Here is a 16,691-nt window from a genome sequence, read left to right as displayed (position 1 = left end):
ATTTTTATTAATCAATAGTCGCATCTTTAGGAATTTCTGCATGACGATGCTTCCAACGTTTATGCGTCCATAGATAATATTCTGGTGCTTTACGAATTTGTTCTTCGACCATACGTAAATATGTTTTCACAATATAGAAATCTTCGCAGTTTTTTGCATTTTCTGTAATGGGAATGAACTTCGCTTGATAATAGCCTCTTTTTACTTTTTCTACATGCAAATAAGCAACAGACATATCTAACCTTTTTGCCAACACAGCGCCTCCAACATGTGTTGGAACTTTTATACCCATAAAATCAGTCCAGTATGTAGCTTTGTCTAAACTTGGTGATTGATCAGATAAAAAAGCATATGAACAAAGCTTGCCATTAACTTTATCTCTGGTGATCTCTTTCATGGCTTTGTAACTAGGAATGAGTCGTGCATTATATCGTTGTCTAATTCGATGTACGAGTTGATCAAAGTATTTGTTTTTAATTTGTTTATAAATACCGACAGTGGGAAAATCAATTAACAATTGTGTTACAGTAGACCATTCATAACTCGCGTAATGAGTCATCAAAACTACAATACTCTTATTTTTTGCTTCTAATTGTTTAAGCGTTTCAATATCAATAATTTTAAAACGTTCCAGAAGGTCCTTATCACTTATAGAAATAGATTTTATCATTTCTAAAAACATATCACACATATGTTTATAAAAAGCTTTCCGGATGCTATTGATATCTTGTCGCGACTTTTCCGGAAAAACAAGAACTAGGTTTTCTGTTACGGATTTTCTTCGATACCTAACTACGTGGTATATAAAAATATACACGCAGGTAGAAAACATATAAAATAAACGCCAGGGTAACTTTGATATAATCCACAAAATTGGATATACCAAGCGATATATCAATAATTGCATTCTATTAATTTAAGCCTACAAATATAAAATTATTTAATGGTCTAAAATCTTAGTGTAGTCTTAAAAAAGTAATAAAATTAGGAGATTACAGCATCCTTTGGAGGTTGCGAATTACGATGTTTCCAACGTTTATGCGTCCATAAATAGTTTTCAGGTTTTTGTCTTATTTGCGCTTCTAATAATTGTGTAAACTTTTTTGTGATAGTATATTCTTCTTCATTTTTCGGATCTTCAGAAATAGGAACTAAAGTAGCCTGATAATAACCTCTTTTTATCTTCTCTACATGAAGATAAAATATGCTAAGACCTAACCTTCTGGAAAGCACTTCTCCTCCTACAAAGGCTGGTACTTTTATTCCCATAAAATCAGTCCAGAATGTAGCGTTGTTAAGCTTAGGAGATTGATCCGAGATTAAACCATATAAACTAAGTTCTGGATTTTCCTTTCTTTGATCCATAGTCATTTCTCTAAAAACTTTAGCACTGGGGATCAGTCTAGAATTAAATCTACCTCGGATACGGTGAACTAATTTATCAAAATATTTGTTTTTGATAGGTTTATAGATGCCTACACATCTAAATTTACTAATTAAATCTATAGAATTAGTCCATTCATAACTATTGTAATGCCCCATCATGGTAATGAAGCTTTTGTTTTTATTCTCTAGTGCTACCAAGGCATCTAGGTTGGTTACGTGAAAACGCTCAATGATGTCTTTTTCACTAATTGATAAGGATCTAATCATTTCTAGAAACATATCACACATATGTTTATATGACGCTTTTCTTATACGGTTTATCTCTTTTGCATCTTTATCAGGAAACGCTAAATTTAGATTATCCGTGACTGTTTTTCTTCTATATCTAATAATATAATATACCAATATATAAACACAGGTAGAGAACATATAAAATAATCGCCAGGGTAGTTTAGATATCATCCAAAGTAAAGGATATACAAGGCTATAAATTACTAATTGCATTGAATTCTATTTAAGCGGCTAAAGGTAATATTTTTTCATATAGTATTAAGAAAATATAGAGTAACCTTATTTCGGGTTAAAATCGTCCTTTTTTAGGTTGAAATATGTATTATATTTGAACGACAAAAAATTGTATATGCTAAATCTTGATGTTGTTGTCATTGTTATTATACTGGCAAATGTTCTTGTTTCGTTAAAGGGGTTGAATGATTTTTCTTTTTTTGAACGTTATAAGTTTAATATAGGTGGAATAAGAAGGGGAGAGCAGTTGCGCATGCTTGCTTCTGGTTTCTTGCACGTAGATATGATGCATTTGTTTTTTAACATGTTTACGTTGTATTTCTTTGCTCCAGTAGTACTTAATTCTTTAGGTAATGTAAAGTTTCTGGTAGTATATTTTGGCAGTCTATTTGTAGGGAACTTATTTTCACTATTTTTTCATAAAGATGAATATCACTATAGTGCTGTAGGCGCTAGTGGAGCAGTATCCGGTATTATCTTTTCAGCGATATTATTTCAACCCAATATGAAACTGTATCTTATGTTTATTCCAATTCCGATTCCTGCTTATATTTTTGGTATTGGATATTTGTTATATTCTATTTATGGTATGAAAAGCAGAACAGGTAATATTGGTCACGATGCTCATTTTGGGGGAGCAGCTGGAGGGTATATTGTAACACTGATTCTTGCACCTTTTTTGTTTAAAGAAAACTTACTAATGATAGGTTTACTCGCAATTCCTATTATTATTTTATTTGTGATGCAACAATTAGGAAAACTTTAGATATAAAAAAAACGACCCAATTATCAGGTCGTTTTTAATTTTTTTATAGGTAAAATTTATAAAGATTTCTCTCCTAATAATTCTGAAATTTTAGTTTCTAAGGCTGGCCCTCTTAAGTTTTTTGCAATAACATTTCCTTTTTCATCTAATATAAAGGTAGCAGGAATCGATCTTACACCGTATGCTTTAGCAATTGGATCTTGCCAGAATTTTAAGTGCGATACGTGATTCCATTCTAAATTATCTTGACTGATTGCTTTTGTCCAGTGATCCTTGTTTCTATCTAAAGAAACACCTATTATATTTAGACCTTTATCGTGATATTTATTATATACTCTCACCACATTTGGGTTTTCTGCTCTACATGGTTTGCACCAAGATGCCCAAAAATCGATAATTGTAATTTTGCCCATTGATTCTTTTAGCGAAACTACTTTTCCTTCTGGATTAGGAGCAGAAAAATCTTCAGCTTCACTACCGATGTCAATTTTACCAATCGATGCGGTAATCAGTCGATCCAGATTTTTACCTAAACGCGATGTTTTCAGAGTGTCCTCTACAGTTGCGTATATTTTTTTTATTTGTTTCGCAGGAGTTGCCTTAAGATTTAAAAGATCCGTAAGTGCCATAACAGCCACTAAAGAATTAGGATTATTTTCGGCAATCTCTTTTCGGAAATCATTTTCGTTTGTACGTAACTCCTGTAATTGAGCAGATAGTCGTGTAGCTTTATCTGTTTCTTTTAATTTAGAAGCTATTTGAAATTGATTACTAAGTTCTTGTCTTTCTTTTCCGTAGGCATTCATCTTCTTTAAATAAGTAAAGAATAATTGGTTCTCAGAACCGCCTTTAATAATAGAAGATCTTAGGCTATCTTTATAAATAGTCATTTGGATGGGATTGTTTTCGGCTAAAAACAAAACATTTTGAGGAACCCCATTAAAGGTTAAGTAATTGAAGTCATTGCTTTCTACTGCGGGTAATGATATTTTAAATGTACCATTTTTAATTGTAGTAGAATCAATAATAGTAGGTCGGTTAGACTGATTTATAGCATTGACATATACTGTAACTCCATCTTCAAATCCTTTTGCTTCCGCAGAAATTGAATATCCTTTCTCTTCTTTTTCACATGCTACTGATAACAATATAAGTGCGAGCAGTACTATTTTTTTCATTCTTATTTTTTTTTGATCCGTAAAAATATATAATAAGAACCTTAAACACTAAAAATTAACTTTTAAATATAAGTAAATGTTAATTTTTTACTGTTTGTAGAAAATGCAATGAATTAAACCTTGTATGTATTGTAACAAAACCCATACTTTCTGAGTCTAATAAAGAGTGTTATGAATACAAAATGGGGGTTTTATCTGAATTTATTGTGAGTGAAACAATATTTTTGCTTTTTTCGGTCCTAATTCCTTTGAAATATTCGACTTAACAATAAGTGACCTAAAAAATAGTACTATAACGTAATAGATTAATTAATTGTTAATACTATAATTAGGTGTCAAAGTTTTGTATTATTTTTGTTTAACTACCATAAATAAACCGTTATGAAGGTATTGGAGCATGATTTTCCGTTAGATATAAGGATAAGTTTCTCTTTATTCTTTGATCAATATAGAGAGTTTTTGAATAGCGATAATAAATTGCTACGTGATCGTGCGGAAAGTATTTTACAGATAGCGGCAGAGTATCCTGAGTTAGAAGAAGGAATTACTACAGAAGAAAGAGTCCAGGAGTTATTACCACAGATAGAGTTAGTTCTAGAAGATTCTTTTGCTCAGATTTTACAGAAGAATGAAATAAAAATAGCTACAATACCTTTTAATAATACAGTTGTAAAATCTACCCAGCGATATAAAAACATTATAAAAGCTGCTGGATATGACTTTGAACCTCAGATTAAAAATCTGGATGAGGATCATTATTTTATCATGGGATGTAGTATTATTTTGAATCAATATTATGGGTATAAAATTGATTTCAGAAGACCGTTTTTTTATGACATTCCAGATGTGGCTGGTATCATAAGACATTATAGGATTTTATATAATGGCGATTTTATTGAGGTGATTAAAACTGATAAAGCGAGAGATATTACTGAGGAAGATGTTGCTATATTAATTGATAATTTTGATAATGTAGAAATCTGGAAAGAAAAATTCCCTCCTAATAGTTGGATGTTCAAAGGAATAGTAATTGCAAATCTTTTTGATGTTACAACAGACTTTGCTTTGTCTGAATTTAAAACGAGTCTATTAAAATATGATAAAAAACAAGGAGATTTTATAGGTAGTTTTCAGAATATATTCAGAGGTGTATTTAATCTTCCGGAAATTAAGGTTGGTTTTTCTAATTATAATGAAGAAGAACGTGTTTTAGAAAGAGTTCCGTTTAAGACTATTGATAGTTACATTTTAAATAAGGAATATTCGGATTGTTGTGAGACGGCTTTATGTAAAGGAGCTTATCACTCAATGTTCGAAAAATCTGAACCTTTTGCAGTTTCAAATATTGACAAAATGCATAAGGCCTATCCTGAAGAGGCTATGTACACTAATTTGGTTAAGCAAAATATAAAAAGTGCAATTATAGCTCCTATAGAGAATGATGGAAAGTTGTTAGGTGTATTAGAAATTGTTTCACCAAATATTCAGGAGTTAAATAGTATTAACGCCAATAAGCTTCTGGATATCATGCCGTATTTGGTAGATTCTGTCTTAAGATCTAAGGCGAAAGCTGAAGATGAATTAGAATTGGTAATTCAGCAAGAATGTACGTCCATACATCCGAGTGTATATTGGAAATTTAGACAAGAGGCGAAACGTTTTATACGTGCTAAGGTGGAAGAAAATCCAGTTTCCTTTAGAGAAGTAGTATTCGAAGATGTATACCCCTTGTTTGGACAAATAGATATCAAAGGCTCCTCTGATGCTCGAAACAGCTCGGTACAGAAGGATTTGGTGTTGCAACTTAAAGCAATTGCTAAAGTTATTAATAAAGTTATAGAATTAGATTCTTTACCTATATATGAAGAAATTAAATTTAGAATTAACAATTATATAAATTTAGTAACGGATCGTCTTCAGGTAGATAGTGAACAAAGGATTTTGGATTTTATTAAGAATGAAATCAAACCACTATTTAAACATCTTAAAGGTACTAATGTTGAATTAGAAGGTTTAATTAATCAATATAATAACTCGCTAGATAAAAGCAGTAAAACATTATATAAGCATCGTAAAGCTTATGATGAATCTGTGATGTTGATTAATAAGAAGATGGCAGCTTTATTGGATAAAAAACAAGAAGAAGCTCAGAAAATGTATCCTCACTATTTCGAAAGATTCAAGACCGATGGTGTAGAGCATAATTTATATATAGGTGAATCCATTACCAAGCAGAATAGTTTTAATAAAATATATTTATATAATCTAAGGTTGTGGCAATTGCAAGTAATGTGCGAAATGGAGAATGAGTATTATCAACTTAAAAAAGATCTTCCTGTAGCGCTTGATGTAGCTTCTATGGTATTAGTATTTAATGCTTCCTTATCAGTTAGATTTAGGATGGATGAAAAACGATTTGATGTAGATGGTACTTATAATGCACGATATGAGGTAGTAAAGAAAAGAGTAGATAAAGCAAAAATAAAAGGAACAGATCAGCGTATTACTGAGAAAGGTAAGTTAGTAGTTGTGTATTCTCAACGTTCTGATGAAATAGAATATATAAAATATATCAACTTCTTACAGTCTAAAAATTATCTTGAAGATGAAATTGAGATCGTGGAATTGGATGACCTTCAAGGTGTTACGGGTCTTAGGGCTTTAAGAGTGAATATTCTCTATAATAAAAATAAAGAAGACCAAGAATATTATACCTATGATGACCTAATGAAGGAGATAAATAAATAATTTATCTTACTGCAAGGTATTGAAGGCTATCACAAAAGAAATAGAAGAGGTAATAAAACCAATCATAAAAACGGTGTACGTAATACGAAGTATTTTATATTTTCTATGAAGAACTTTACCTAAGAAATATAGATCTTTTATCATCGTATCATAGATATAATCTTTATCATCCATAAGCTCATGCATAGCCCATTTATACTCGTCTAAGGGCATTTTATGAAAGTTGCCAAAGAATAATAAGTTCACTTTTTTCTCCTCGATTTCCTTACGGGTAAACTCACCACCTGTTACATTTGGTCTTGTAGCTAATACAGATAACAGCATAGAGATAATACTAAAAACAATAAATATCAAGGTTGGGTAAATAAGATATTGGTTAGAAGGATTATCCAGTTTAGGAATTAAATTAGATAATGCCAGTGATATGATAATAGCATTTACCGATAAAAGAATATTGGCCTTCGTATCGGCAATGTCACTTAATTTTAAATGGTTTCGTAAAGTAACTCTAAACAAAGTCTGGATCCCTTTTTCTGGGCTTTCCTCTTTTACTAATTTTTTAAGTTTTTGTTTCTTCTTTTTTTTCTTTAAAGCTGCTTGTTCATTTAAAATTTTCAAAAGATGCTCTTCTTTTTTAGGTTGCCAGTTTTTTAGAGCATATTCGGTATAGAACTTATGTTTATTCTGTAGAAAATCAATATTAATTTTTAACCAGTCACTATTACTATAGTTTTCTTTGCAATTTAGTTCAAATTCCTGTCGTAAGAATTCACTAGTTTCTTTAAAATATTCCTTTGCTAAATGCGAAGCATCAGCATCTCTAATAACTTCTTCTAATAAATTGGTTGGCTGATGTTCCATTTTGGTAGCCATTATTAATGAAGAAATTTTAATAATAGTCTCTTCAGAAACATTTTGTTCTTTTAAAAAAGCTGTAGAAATACGAACACTATGTTCCTCGTGATTATCAAGACTTTCTGAGTAACCAGTATCATGAAGCAAAGCGGTTAATAACAATGCTTGTGTATCTTCTTCAGAAATATTGGTGTTGTCAATAATTTCTTTTGTACTTTTAAATACTCTTTTGGTATGAGTATAATTATGATATATACAGGTTTCAGGAAGCTTTTTTGCAAAAAGATTAGAAACGAAATTATCAGTTTTTTCAACTAGGGTTTCCATATTATAATTTTTCAGTAACCAAAATAATTAAAAAAAAGTGAATGCACCCTTTTATGAATAAAAATATACAGACCTTCTTAATAATCTTCATTTTATTATTAAACTCTTGCGCAACATACTCTCCTCGATATTTAGACGAAAGTTTTTCACAAACATTACCAGATAAGGAGATAGAGAAAAGTTTCTACTTAATTGGTGATGCAGGTAACGCTAATATAAATGAAAGTACATTAGGACTTGAAGCTTTAAAAGAAATTATTGACAAAGAAGATACGAAGGAAGATTATTTGATCTATCTAGGAGATAATATTTATCAAAGAGGAATGCCTGATAAAGAATCTGAAGAAAGAGCCTTATCAGAACATCGAATAGATGCGCAGGTTAATGCAGCAGATTCGTTTGAAGGAGACGTAGTGTTTATACCTGGAAATCATGATTGGTATAATGATGGAGTAAAAGGTCTAAAAAGGCAAGAAAAATATATAAGAAAAAAGATAGATAGTAAAAAAGCCTTTTTGCCATCAAAGGGTTGCCCTATTGAGAGTATAGAAGTAAGTGATCAAATTCAATTGATTATTCTTGACACGCAATGGTATCTCGCCGATTGGAATAAAAACCCAACAATTAATGATAATTGCGAGATTAAAACTAGAGATAAATTCCTAAATGAGGTAGCTGGAGAACTTAAAAAACATAATAGTAAGACCGTTCTAGTTGTAATGCATCATCCGATGTTTACTAATGGACCTCATGGCGGGAAGTATAATTTTAAGAGTCATATATTTCCTTCTAAAAAGAACATACCCTTACCAGTCTTAGGGTCTCTAGTTACACAAATTCGATCACAAGGTGGAGTATCCCCACAAGATCGATATAATGAAAGTTATAATCAGTTGATGAGAAGATTGTCAACGTATGCAAGAGATAGCGAAAGAGTGATCTTTGCTTCAGGACATGAACACTCATTACAATATATAGATAGTGATGGTTTAAAACAAATAGTATCAGGATCTGGTTCCAAAGTTTCTGCAGCTTCCTTAGGGAAAGACGGATTGTTCTCATATCCCAATCAAGGTTTTGCAATATTAGATGTATATAAAGACGGATCATCTAACGTACGTTTCTATGGTAATGAAAATGGAAGCGTAAAACTAGTGTATCAAAAAGATGTTCATAAACAACCAGAAGCATATGATAGTGGTAAATTAGATAATTCTTTTGATGCTAAAGTTTCAGCATCTATATATAGTAGAGAAGAGACTACAAAATCTAATTTTTACCAATCATTATGGGGAGATCACTATAGAGATGTATATAGTACTGATATCAAAATCCCTGTCGCTACATTAGATACTTTAATGGGCGGATTCACTATTGATAGAAGAGGAGGAGGTCAGGTAACTAGGTCTTTACGGTTGATAGATAAAGATGGGAAACGTTATAGCTTGAGGGCTATGAGAAAGAGTGTTACACAGTTTTTACAAAAGGGTGTATTTGTAGATACTTATTTAGAAAATGGTTTCGACGATACAGTTACAGAAGAATTTCTTGCAGATTTCTACACTTCTAGTTATCCATATGCTTTTTTAGTTGTAGGTGGTTTAGCAGATGCGATTGATGTGTATCATGCCAATTCAAAAGTGTATTATATACCTAAGCATCCAGCTCTAGGAATGTATAATAAAGACTTTGGTGATGAAATGTATTTTCTAGAAGAGCGTCCAGGTAAAGAACATAAAGATGTTGCTTCTTTTGGAAAATCTGATGATATTGAAGGGACAGATGATTTGCTTAAAAACCTAAGAAAAGATGAAGAGTATCAGATGGATGAACCTCATTATATACGTACTCGACTATTTGACATGATTTTAGGAGATTGGGACAGGCATTCTGATCAGTGGAGATGGTCTCGTTTTGATACGGATCAAGGCAAGATGTACAGACCAATACCTAAGGATCGTGATCAGGTGTTTTCTAATTATGATGGAGGACTACTTGATGTTATAAAGTTTATCGTTCCGATAACGAGAAAGTTTCAGGTGTATGATGAGAAATTAAAAAATATTCGATGGATTAATGAAGCCGGAATACGATTAGACAGAACATTTGCACAAAGTTCCGGCAAACAGATCTGGTTAGAGCAGGCTAAGTATATTAAAGAAAATCTTAGTGATGAATCTATTGACAAAGCATTCAGGAATTTGCCATCAGAATTACAAGATGGGACAGCAGAAAGAATCAAGAAATATCTTAGAAAAAGAAGAGATGATGTAGAAGATATCGCAGGACGATATTATAAATACCTTTCTAAACAGGTAACAATAAGAGGAACGGATAAAGATGATCTTTTTGAAATCATAAGGGAGGATAATCAAACAACGGTAAAAATTTCAAGAATAAAAGATGGTACTCCTCAAAAACCATTTTATGAAAGAACTATGTCTTCTAAGGAAACTAAAGAAATATGGATTTATGGATTAGATGATGATGATCAATTTATAGTTACGGGAAAAGGAAAAAATCCAATTTGCACAAGAATTGTCGGTGGACAGAATAACGACATATACACTATAGAAAATGGAAGGCAAATAAGAGTGTATGACCATAAATCAAAACCGAATACTATTAAGAAAAAGGGCGGAGCCAAGTTTATCTTTAGTAATAACTATAATCACAATACTTATGACTATAATAAGTATATAGATAAAACAAATACACTAACACCATTGGTTGGATTTAATCCAGATGATGGGGTTAATATTAATATTACAGATGTATATACGGTAAGAGGATTTAATAATAGTCCGCACCAAAGTAGACATACTATAAAAGCAGCTTATTATTTTGCAACAGAGGGTTATGATATATCCTATAAAGGAGAGTTTGTAAATGCTGTGGGTAATTGGAACCTGCTGGTTGGAGGAAAATATACAAGTGAGAATTTTGCACAGAACTTTTTTGGTTTTGGAAACAATACGGTTAATCTTGATGATGCTCTTGGATTGGATTACAATAGAGTGAAAACAGGTATTTGGTCAGTAGATATTGGTGTAGCTAAAAAGGGCAGGTATGGTAATGGATTTTCGATAACTGGATCTTATGAAGGAGTAGAAGTTCAGGACTCACAAGGTAGATTTATTACCTCTGGACTTGGTTTGGTTACTTCTGATCCTGAATTTTTTGAAAGAAAATTCTTTGCCGGAATAGACTTGGATTATGAGTATAAGAGCTTTGATGTCAGTGCAAATCCTACCAGAGGTATGTTATTTAAGCTGCAAGGTGGTTCTAAAATGAACTTGGATGATACGGACAGAACTTTTGGTTATATAAATCCAAAACTTGGATTCTATAATGCAATTACAAAAAACAGAAAATTGGTATTAAAAACAGATGTGCAAGCAGAGTTTATAATTGGCGATGGTTTTGAATTTTACCAAGCAGCTACATTAGGTGGAATTAAAAGTCTAAGAGGGTTTAGAGAAGAACGTTTTACCGGTGATAAAGCACTAGCCTTTAGTGGAGATCTTAGGTATAGTTTTAATAAGTTTAAAACAGGTTTATTACCGTTGCAATTAGGGGTTTATGGTGGATATGATGTAGGTAGGGTATGGTTTGACGGAGAAGATGCTAACGTATGGCACGATTCTATAGGAGGAGGATTTTGGATCAATGCCGTAGATGCAATAGCTGGACAATTCAATTTGTTTAGTAGTGACGATGGGCTGCGGTTTACCTTTGGATTGGGATTGAGTTTTTAAAAAAAAAAGAAGCTCCCAATATAAGATGCGAAAATATCAGGAGCTTCTCGGTTAAGGAACAATCAATTTGTTCACAAAACAAAATATTATTTAAAAAAAATCTAAAGTAGTTCTTGGTACGGAGGTAGTTACTGTTTCAGAAATTTCTAATGTAACTTTTGAATTAGTTTCAGCTATTTTGGATTTGTTAGTTGATGGCTTTAATGTATCGGGATAGGCAATTTTATTTTTTTCTGGAATCTTCGAACTATGCGTTATAGATTCCTGTATAGTGTTTTTGGTAATTCTTGTTTTATCGTTCGAAACGTTTTCTTGACAAAAAAGTAAACTACAAGAGAAAAAAGTAATCAACATTAGATAAGCTGGGGCGGCTCTCATATATAAATTATGTATTTTGGGGTTAGTAAACAGAAAAATGTATTTGCTTTTCTACAAATTTCAGGTCTAAATTAAGAATAAATTAACCTGTAAATTACTATGAATCAGTTGAAAACAAGATTGTGGTTACAGTTAATTGTTGAAAAGTAGGTTTAGTACTACTTTTTTTCATGTAGAATGAATTGATATCATTGTTTTTGTCGACAAAAGGTTAAACCTTTGGTTTAAGTGCTTAAATGTTGATAACTTTTGAGAATAGTTTTTAAGATAAGCTATGACTAGTAAGATGCTGCAAGTAAAATCAATTATTAATAAAAATCATATTGAAAACTCCCGTATTATTTACAAATCGATTACAGCTTAAAATTGTAGCGTTATCAGATTTGTCTAAAACTCATGAACTACTTTCGATTCCTGAAGTAGATCAGTATAACGCTTTAGGTTTACCAACTAATAAAGAAGTTACAACTGTGTACCTTGATGAATGGATGGAAAATTACAGGATGAGAAAAGAATTTGTTTTTACTATCAATTCACAGTCCGATAATGAATTTCTTGGTTTAATATCTCTGCGGATAGGAAACCCAAAATATAATATTGCTTCTATTTGGTATAAGTTGCATCCGGATTTTTGGGGCAGAGGATATGCTACAGAAGCAACAAAAGCGATTTTGCAATTTGGTTTTAAAGAAGTTGGACTGCATAGGATTGAAGCAGGATGCGCTGTAGATAATGTAGGTTCTATTAAAGTATTAGAAAAAGTTGGAATGATTAGAGAAGGTCATAAGCGTAAGGTATTACCTCTTAAGACTGGATGGTCTGATAATTATGAATTTGCAATGCTGGAAGAAGATTGGAAACCTTAAAAGTGCTTTTTAATTGATATGATATTCATACAATCGCCCTTTCATATTTTTTCTTTTTTCATCAACAATTAAAAGTGTGGAGTCATTTTTAAAACAAATACCTTCTTTTTGAGAAAAATGATTAAGTTTTATCTTTTTGATTGTACCGTTAAATAAGTCGTCACCCTCAAAGTTAGATAAGATAAATATTTTATTATAAGTAAGAAGTACTATTTTATCTCCTGCAGAATTAATAGTTGCTCCACTTATAAAACAGTCATTAGGATCATCACAGGTTTTATAACTTCCAATTAGTTTAGCAATTTGTTTTCCAGGAGTATCAGAAACTTTATAGAGTTTTGTCTCTCCGTCAAACTTAGAACTTCTGTTTTTTGTAAATAAATAGAAGCTTCCGTTTCTATAAACGAAAGCTTCTATGTCGAAATTTTTATTCTTCTTTCCTGGTGGAAACTTCTTTTGATCCTCTAAAATAAATTCTGTTTTACTAACTTCTATATCGTCTGAAGAAATACCAGATACCTTATATATAACCAGATCTTTTCTATTATTATAATTATTTCCAAAATCACCTATATATATGTTGTTTTGATGATCATAAGCAAGATCTTCCCAGTCTATATTTTTACTATTTGGGATTTTAAGTTTTTTTATAATTTTCCCCTTTTGATTCAAACAAAATAGGGTATTATCATTACCAGAATCATTAATAGCATAGAGAAGAGTGTCAGAAGTAAATTTAGTGATACCTGATATTTCCTTAACATTCTTAGATAAACCATTAATTATAATTAGGTCTGTGTTATCTTTTTTCTGACAACTTAAGGGTAGTGATATAATTAATAAGAGAAAGAAAGTTATCAGTTTCAAAATTTATAGTTTTAACTTTTTTGATTCCATGCATTTAGCATCCAGCTTGTTTTTTCTAATTCACCAATATACGTACCGGTGATATCTAATGTTCCGTCGTCACCTGCTTCTTCTGCCTCTTTTGTTACAAGTTTTAATTGTTTCAAAATAGCATCGTGATCTTCAAGAATAGCAGAAACCATTTCATGATCTACCAATTTAGTATCTGCCTCTTTTATAGAAGAAGTCGTAAGATACGAACTATAATTACTAATTGGTTTAGCTCTTAGTGTCAATATCCTTTCTGCAATTTCGTCAATTTTTAACTTAGCATCTTCATATAGCTCTTCAAATTTTAAATGTAATTCAAAGAAATTGCGACCGGTAATATTCCAGTGAAAATTTCTAAGCTTTTGATAATACATATGGTAATCTGCTAATAATACATTAAGTGCTTGTACGGTTCCTTGATTTGAATATATCATAGTTTTTATTTATTGATTTTAATTTTTCAATACAAAATTACTATAATTAAACATGTTAAATTAAAGTTACGATAGTTAATCGCAATCTAGGTATTATGTCAATCTATTTGTGATTTCTTTAAGAACAAAATCGTAATATTGAGGATCATGAGGGACATAATTTTTCTGGGCATCTATATCCTGAAGGTGATTTGTTAAAAGCTGTACGGACATTAGTTTAATCTCTGATACCTCTTCTTTTTGAAGTGTGAGTTCTTCTATTGATACTTCTAATTCCGAAAGGAAAATGTAATGAAATTCATTGTCAAATATATCCGGGCTTGGTTGTTTTTCTGCTAAATACATTCCAATGAAATCCAAATCCTTTTCACCTATAGATAAGCCAATTTCTTCTTCAATTTCACGTAAGGCTGAGTTTTCTGAAGTTTCTCCTGCTCCAATATGACCTGCAACCGAAATATCCCACAGATTAGGAAACGTATCTTTATCTTTAGCTCGTTTCTGCAATAATATTTTTCCATTCAAAGTATAAAACCAAATATGAACACTAGCATGGTATAGTCCTAGTTGATGTGCTTCAGATTTTAATCGAACTTCACCAGTTAGTTTTCCGTCTTTATTTAATATGTCTATAAGTTCATCTGCCATAGTTCTATAAAAGTAAAATTGTTTAATTAATTACAGTAATCTATAAATTTAATGGAATCATAATAAAAACTATTGTAATTGTTAAGGATGTTTAAAGAATGTCATAATAATTTATTAAATATTTATTGCTAAATTGATATATTTATGCAAATTTGATATATATGAAAATTCAGCTTTGTCCTAGTTGTGGATCTGATAGATATGTAAAAAGTGGTATTGTTAATAATAGACAACGATATAGATGTAAGTCTTGTAATTATTTTTTTTCTGTTAATAAGATAGGAAAGAAAATTGATGACTATTATGTAAATAAAGCACTTCAGTTATACTTAGAAGGGTTAACATATCGAGAAATTGAACGAGTTTTAGGGGTGTCTCATGTAAGTATAATGAATTGGGTTAAAAAATATAACATAAAAAGACCTTACAATTACAATTATCATCCTACCTATAAAATTCTCAACGGTTCAGAATTGTCTATGTATTTTCAAGATATGGATAATTTATCTGGTGCAGGATGTATTGTTACTGAGTTGGGCGATAAATTCATGCTTATTAAATGGGAACGTTTTAGAGATTGAGTATAGTAAATTACCAAAAAAGTATAGTATTTTTTTATTAACTCTTACTTTTTAAGAGATTAGTAGTGTGCACAATATCATTTTATTACTAATCTAATCTTTAGAACTCAATGATTAAAAAATATATATTGCTGATAGGTATAATTATTTGTACTCTTCAGTATTCGTATTCACAAGGTTCTCCTGATTATACAGGAGGATTAAAAGTGAAGCTTAATGAGGATGGCTCAAAATATTTTAGAGTAATTTCTTGGGCGCAATTCTGGGCACAATACAATGATGATGTTCCTGATGATGTAAGTAAAACTAATTTTAGTATCAGACGGGCACGTATCTTAATGTATGCTCAGATAAACAAAGATTTTCTTATTCTTACACATTTTGGATTAAATAGTTTAAATGCAAATAATCAAAGTCCTACAGGTCTTGGTGAGAGCTCTCAACTTTTTTTTCATGGAGTATGGGTACAATATAGTCTTGGGGCAAATCATGCAATAGGTGGTGGTCTACACTATTGGAATGGAATTTCCAGATTAAATAATCAAAGTACACTAAACATGATGACTTTAGATAACAATAGGCAGTCATGGGCTACTATAGGCTTATCTGATCAATTTGCTCGTCATATTGGTGTTTATGCTAAAGGATCTTTTGGAAATTTTTTATATCAAGTATCCGTAAATGAATCCATAACCAATAATCTTCAAGCTGCTGTGGATCCTGTTGCGAGCGGTCCGGCGGTATATGCAGGACGCAGATTGTTAGGATCCAAAGATGCCGGTAAAAATTTTGCTGGATATTTTGAATATAATTTTATGGACAAAGAATCAAATTTTTTACCTTACAAAGTAGGAACCTATCTTGGGGGTAAAAAAATGTTTAATGTTGGTGCAGGATTCTTTTATCATCCGGAAGGAAGTGTACTTGCTAATACAGATGGAACTCTAGAGGGGCAGGATGTTGCGATATTTGCTGTTGATGCTTTTTATGACGCTCCATTAGGAACTAACGGTTCAGTAATTACGGCATATGCTACGTATCAGAATAATGATTACGGTGAAAATTTTACATTAGGACAAACCTATGAAACAGGATCAATGATTTATAGTCACGTAGGTTATGTAATCCCTAATACCGATAAAAAAATCAAGTTTCAGCCGTATGCATTGTTTAAAACAAGGTCAATTGATGCTATAGATGACAATGCTACCAGTTTTGGATTAGGAGCCAATGCTTATATCAGCGGTCATAATTCTAAATTAACATTAGAATATCAGAATACAAAATACGGTGATAATGACGCTCAAGGAGTCGTAACCCTGCAAGCCATGATCTATTTATAAA

14 protein-coding genes are annotated in these 16,691 nt (G+C 31.4%); 6 read left to right on the top strand and 8 right to left on the bottom strand.

The genetic code is table 11. The features are described 5' to 3' along the window. Positions 1 to 7 precede the first annotated feature (7 nt). Both Q0910_RS25280 and Q0910_RS25275 read right to left on the bottom strand, forming a co-directional pair. Positions 8 to 907 carry a lysophospholipid acyltransferase family protein gene (locus Q0910_RS25280; RefSeq protein WP_299222880.1) on the bottom strand — a complete coding sequence of 300 codons (900 nt, stop codon included), beginning with the start codon at positions 905 to 907 and terminating at the stop codon, positions 8 to 10. 77 nt (positions 908 to 984) lie between these two features. Beyond that, positions 985 to 1,890, bottom strand: a complete 906-nt coding sequence (locus tag Q0910_RS25275) for a lysophospholipid acyltransferase family protein (RefSeq protein WP_299222878.1) — start codon at positions 1,888 to 1,890, stop codon at positions 985 to 987. Between the two features lie 136 nt (positions 1,891 to 2,026). Here Q0910_RS25275 and Q0910_RS25270 point away from each other — a divergent pair, with 136 nt between their 5' ends. Next, entirely contained in the window at positions 2,027 to 2,677 is a 651-nt protein-coding gene (locus Q0910_RS25270) for a rhomboid family intramembrane serine protease (RefSeq protein ID WP_299222876.1), read from the top strand. A gap of 56 nt (positions 2,678 to 2,733) precedes the next feature. On the opposite strand, the gene Q0910_RS25265 is transcribed toward Q0910_RS25270, so the two are convergent. Next, complete coding sequence (locus Q0910_RS25265; protein ID WP_299222874.1) at positions 2,734 to 3,855, bottom strand: TlpA disulfide reductase family protein; 1,122 nt, start codon at positions 3,853 to 3,855, stop codon at positions 2,734 to 2,736. Between the two features lie 381 nt (positions 3,856 to 4,236). Here Q0910_RS25265 and Q0910_RS25260 point away from each other — a divergent pair, with 381 nt between their 5' ends. After that, positions 4,237 to 6,603 (top strand): GAF domain-containing protein, encoded by a 2,367-nt coding sequence (locus Q0910_RS25260; RefSeq protein ID WP_299222872.1) that lies wholly within the window; start codon positions 4,237 to 4,239, stop codon positions 6,601 to 6,603. Between the two features lie 6 nt (positions 6,604 to 6,609). Here Q0910_RS25260 and Q0910_RS25255 read toward each other — a convergent pair whose 3' ends face one another. Continuing rightward, the gene (locus Q0910_RS25255; RefSeq protein WP_299222870.1) at positions 6,610 to 7,785 is read right to left on the bottom strand and encodes a Pycsar system effector family protein; all 1,176 of its coding nucleotides are present in this window, start codon (positions 7,783 to 7,785) and stop codon (positions 6,610 to 6,612) included. A 53-nt stretch (positions 7,786 to 7,838) separates the two neighbouring features. On the opposite strand from Q0910_RS25255, the gene Q0910_RS25250 reads away from it, so the two are divergent. Then, the gene (locus tag Q0910_RS25250; protein ID WP_299222868.1) at positions 7,839 to 11,543 is read left to right on the top strand and encodes a metallophosphoesterase; all 3,705 of its coding nucleotides are present in this window, start codon (positions 7,839 to 7,841) and stop codon (positions 11,541 to 11,543) included. 90 nt (positions 11,544 to 11,633) lie between these two features. Here the strand turns inward: Q0910_RS25250 and Q0910_RS25245 are convergent, their stop codons facing one another. Beyond that, positions 11,634 to 11,921: a hypothetical protein gene (locus Q0910_RS25245; RefSeq protein ID WP_299222866.1), complete on the bottom strand. Its 288-nt coding sequence runs from the start codon at positions 11,919 to 11,921 to the stop codon at positions 11,634 to 11,636. Between the two features lie 323 nt (positions 11,922 to 12,244). Between Q0910_RS25245 and Q0910_RS25240 the strand changes: the two genes are divergently transcribed. Then, positions 12,245 to 12,787 carry a GNAT family N-acetyltransferase gene (locus tag Q0910_RS25240; RefSeq protein WP_299222864.1) on the top strand — a complete coding sequence of 181 codons (543 nt, stop codon included), beginning with the start codon at positions 12,245 to 12,247 and terminating at the stop codon, positions 12,785 to 12,787. A 9-nt stretch (positions 12,788 to 12,796) separates the two neighbouring features. Here the strand turns inward: Q0910_RS25240 and Q0910_RS25235 are convergent, their stop codons facing one another. From Q0910_RS25235 to Q0910_RS25225, 3 genes are all read right to left on the bottom strand, one after another. Continuing rightward, positions 12,797 to 13,654, bottom strand: coding sequence for a hypothetical protein (locus Q0910_RS25235; protein WP_299222862.1), 858 nt, complete (start codon positions 13,652 to 13,654; stop codon positions 12,797 to 12,799). Between the two features lie 11 nt (positions 13,655 to 13,665). After that, positions 13,666 to 14,118, bottom strand: a complete 453-nt coding sequence (locus tag Q0910_RS25230) for a DNA starvation/stationary phase protection protein (protein ID WP_299222861.1) — start codon at positions 14,116 to 14,118, stop codon at positions 13,666 to 13,668. 93 nt (positions 14,119 to 14,211) lie between these two features. Further along, the gene (locus tag Q0910_RS25225) at positions 14,212 to 14,766 is read right to left on the bottom strand and encodes an NUDIX domain-containing protein (RefSeq protein WP_299222859.1); all 555 of its coding nucleotides are present in this window, start codon (positions 14,764 to 14,766) and stop codon (positions 14,212 to 14,214) included. Positions 14,767 to 14,927: 161 nt separating this feature from the next. On the opposite strand from Q0910_RS25225, the gene Q0910_RS25220 reads away from it, so the two are divergent. Both Q0910_RS25220 and Q0910_RS25215 read left to right on the top strand, forming a co-directional pair. Then, a complete protein-coding gene (locus Q0910_RS25220) occupies positions 14,928 to 15,347 on the top strand; it encodes a helix-turn-helix domain-containing protein (protein ID WP_299222857.1) in 420 nt (139 codons plus the stop codon). Between the two features lie 110 nt (positions 15,348 to 15,457). Beyond that, positions 15,458 to 16,690 (top strand): hypothetical protein, encoded by a 1,233-nt coding sequence (locus tag Q0910_RS25215; protein WP_299222855.1) that lies wholly within the window; start codon positions 15,458 to 15,460, stop codon positions 16,688 to 16,690. Position 16,691 lies beyond the last annotated feature (1 nt).

Source organism: uncultured Aquimarina sp. (genome assembly GCF_947495315.1).
In the GTDB taxonomy this organism is placed as follows: Bacteria; Bacteroidota; Bacteroidia; order Flavobacteriales; family Flavobacteriaceae; genus Aquimarina.
Note: the sequence above shows the minus strand (reverse complement) of the source record. Positions and strands in the feature narration are given on the sequence as shown.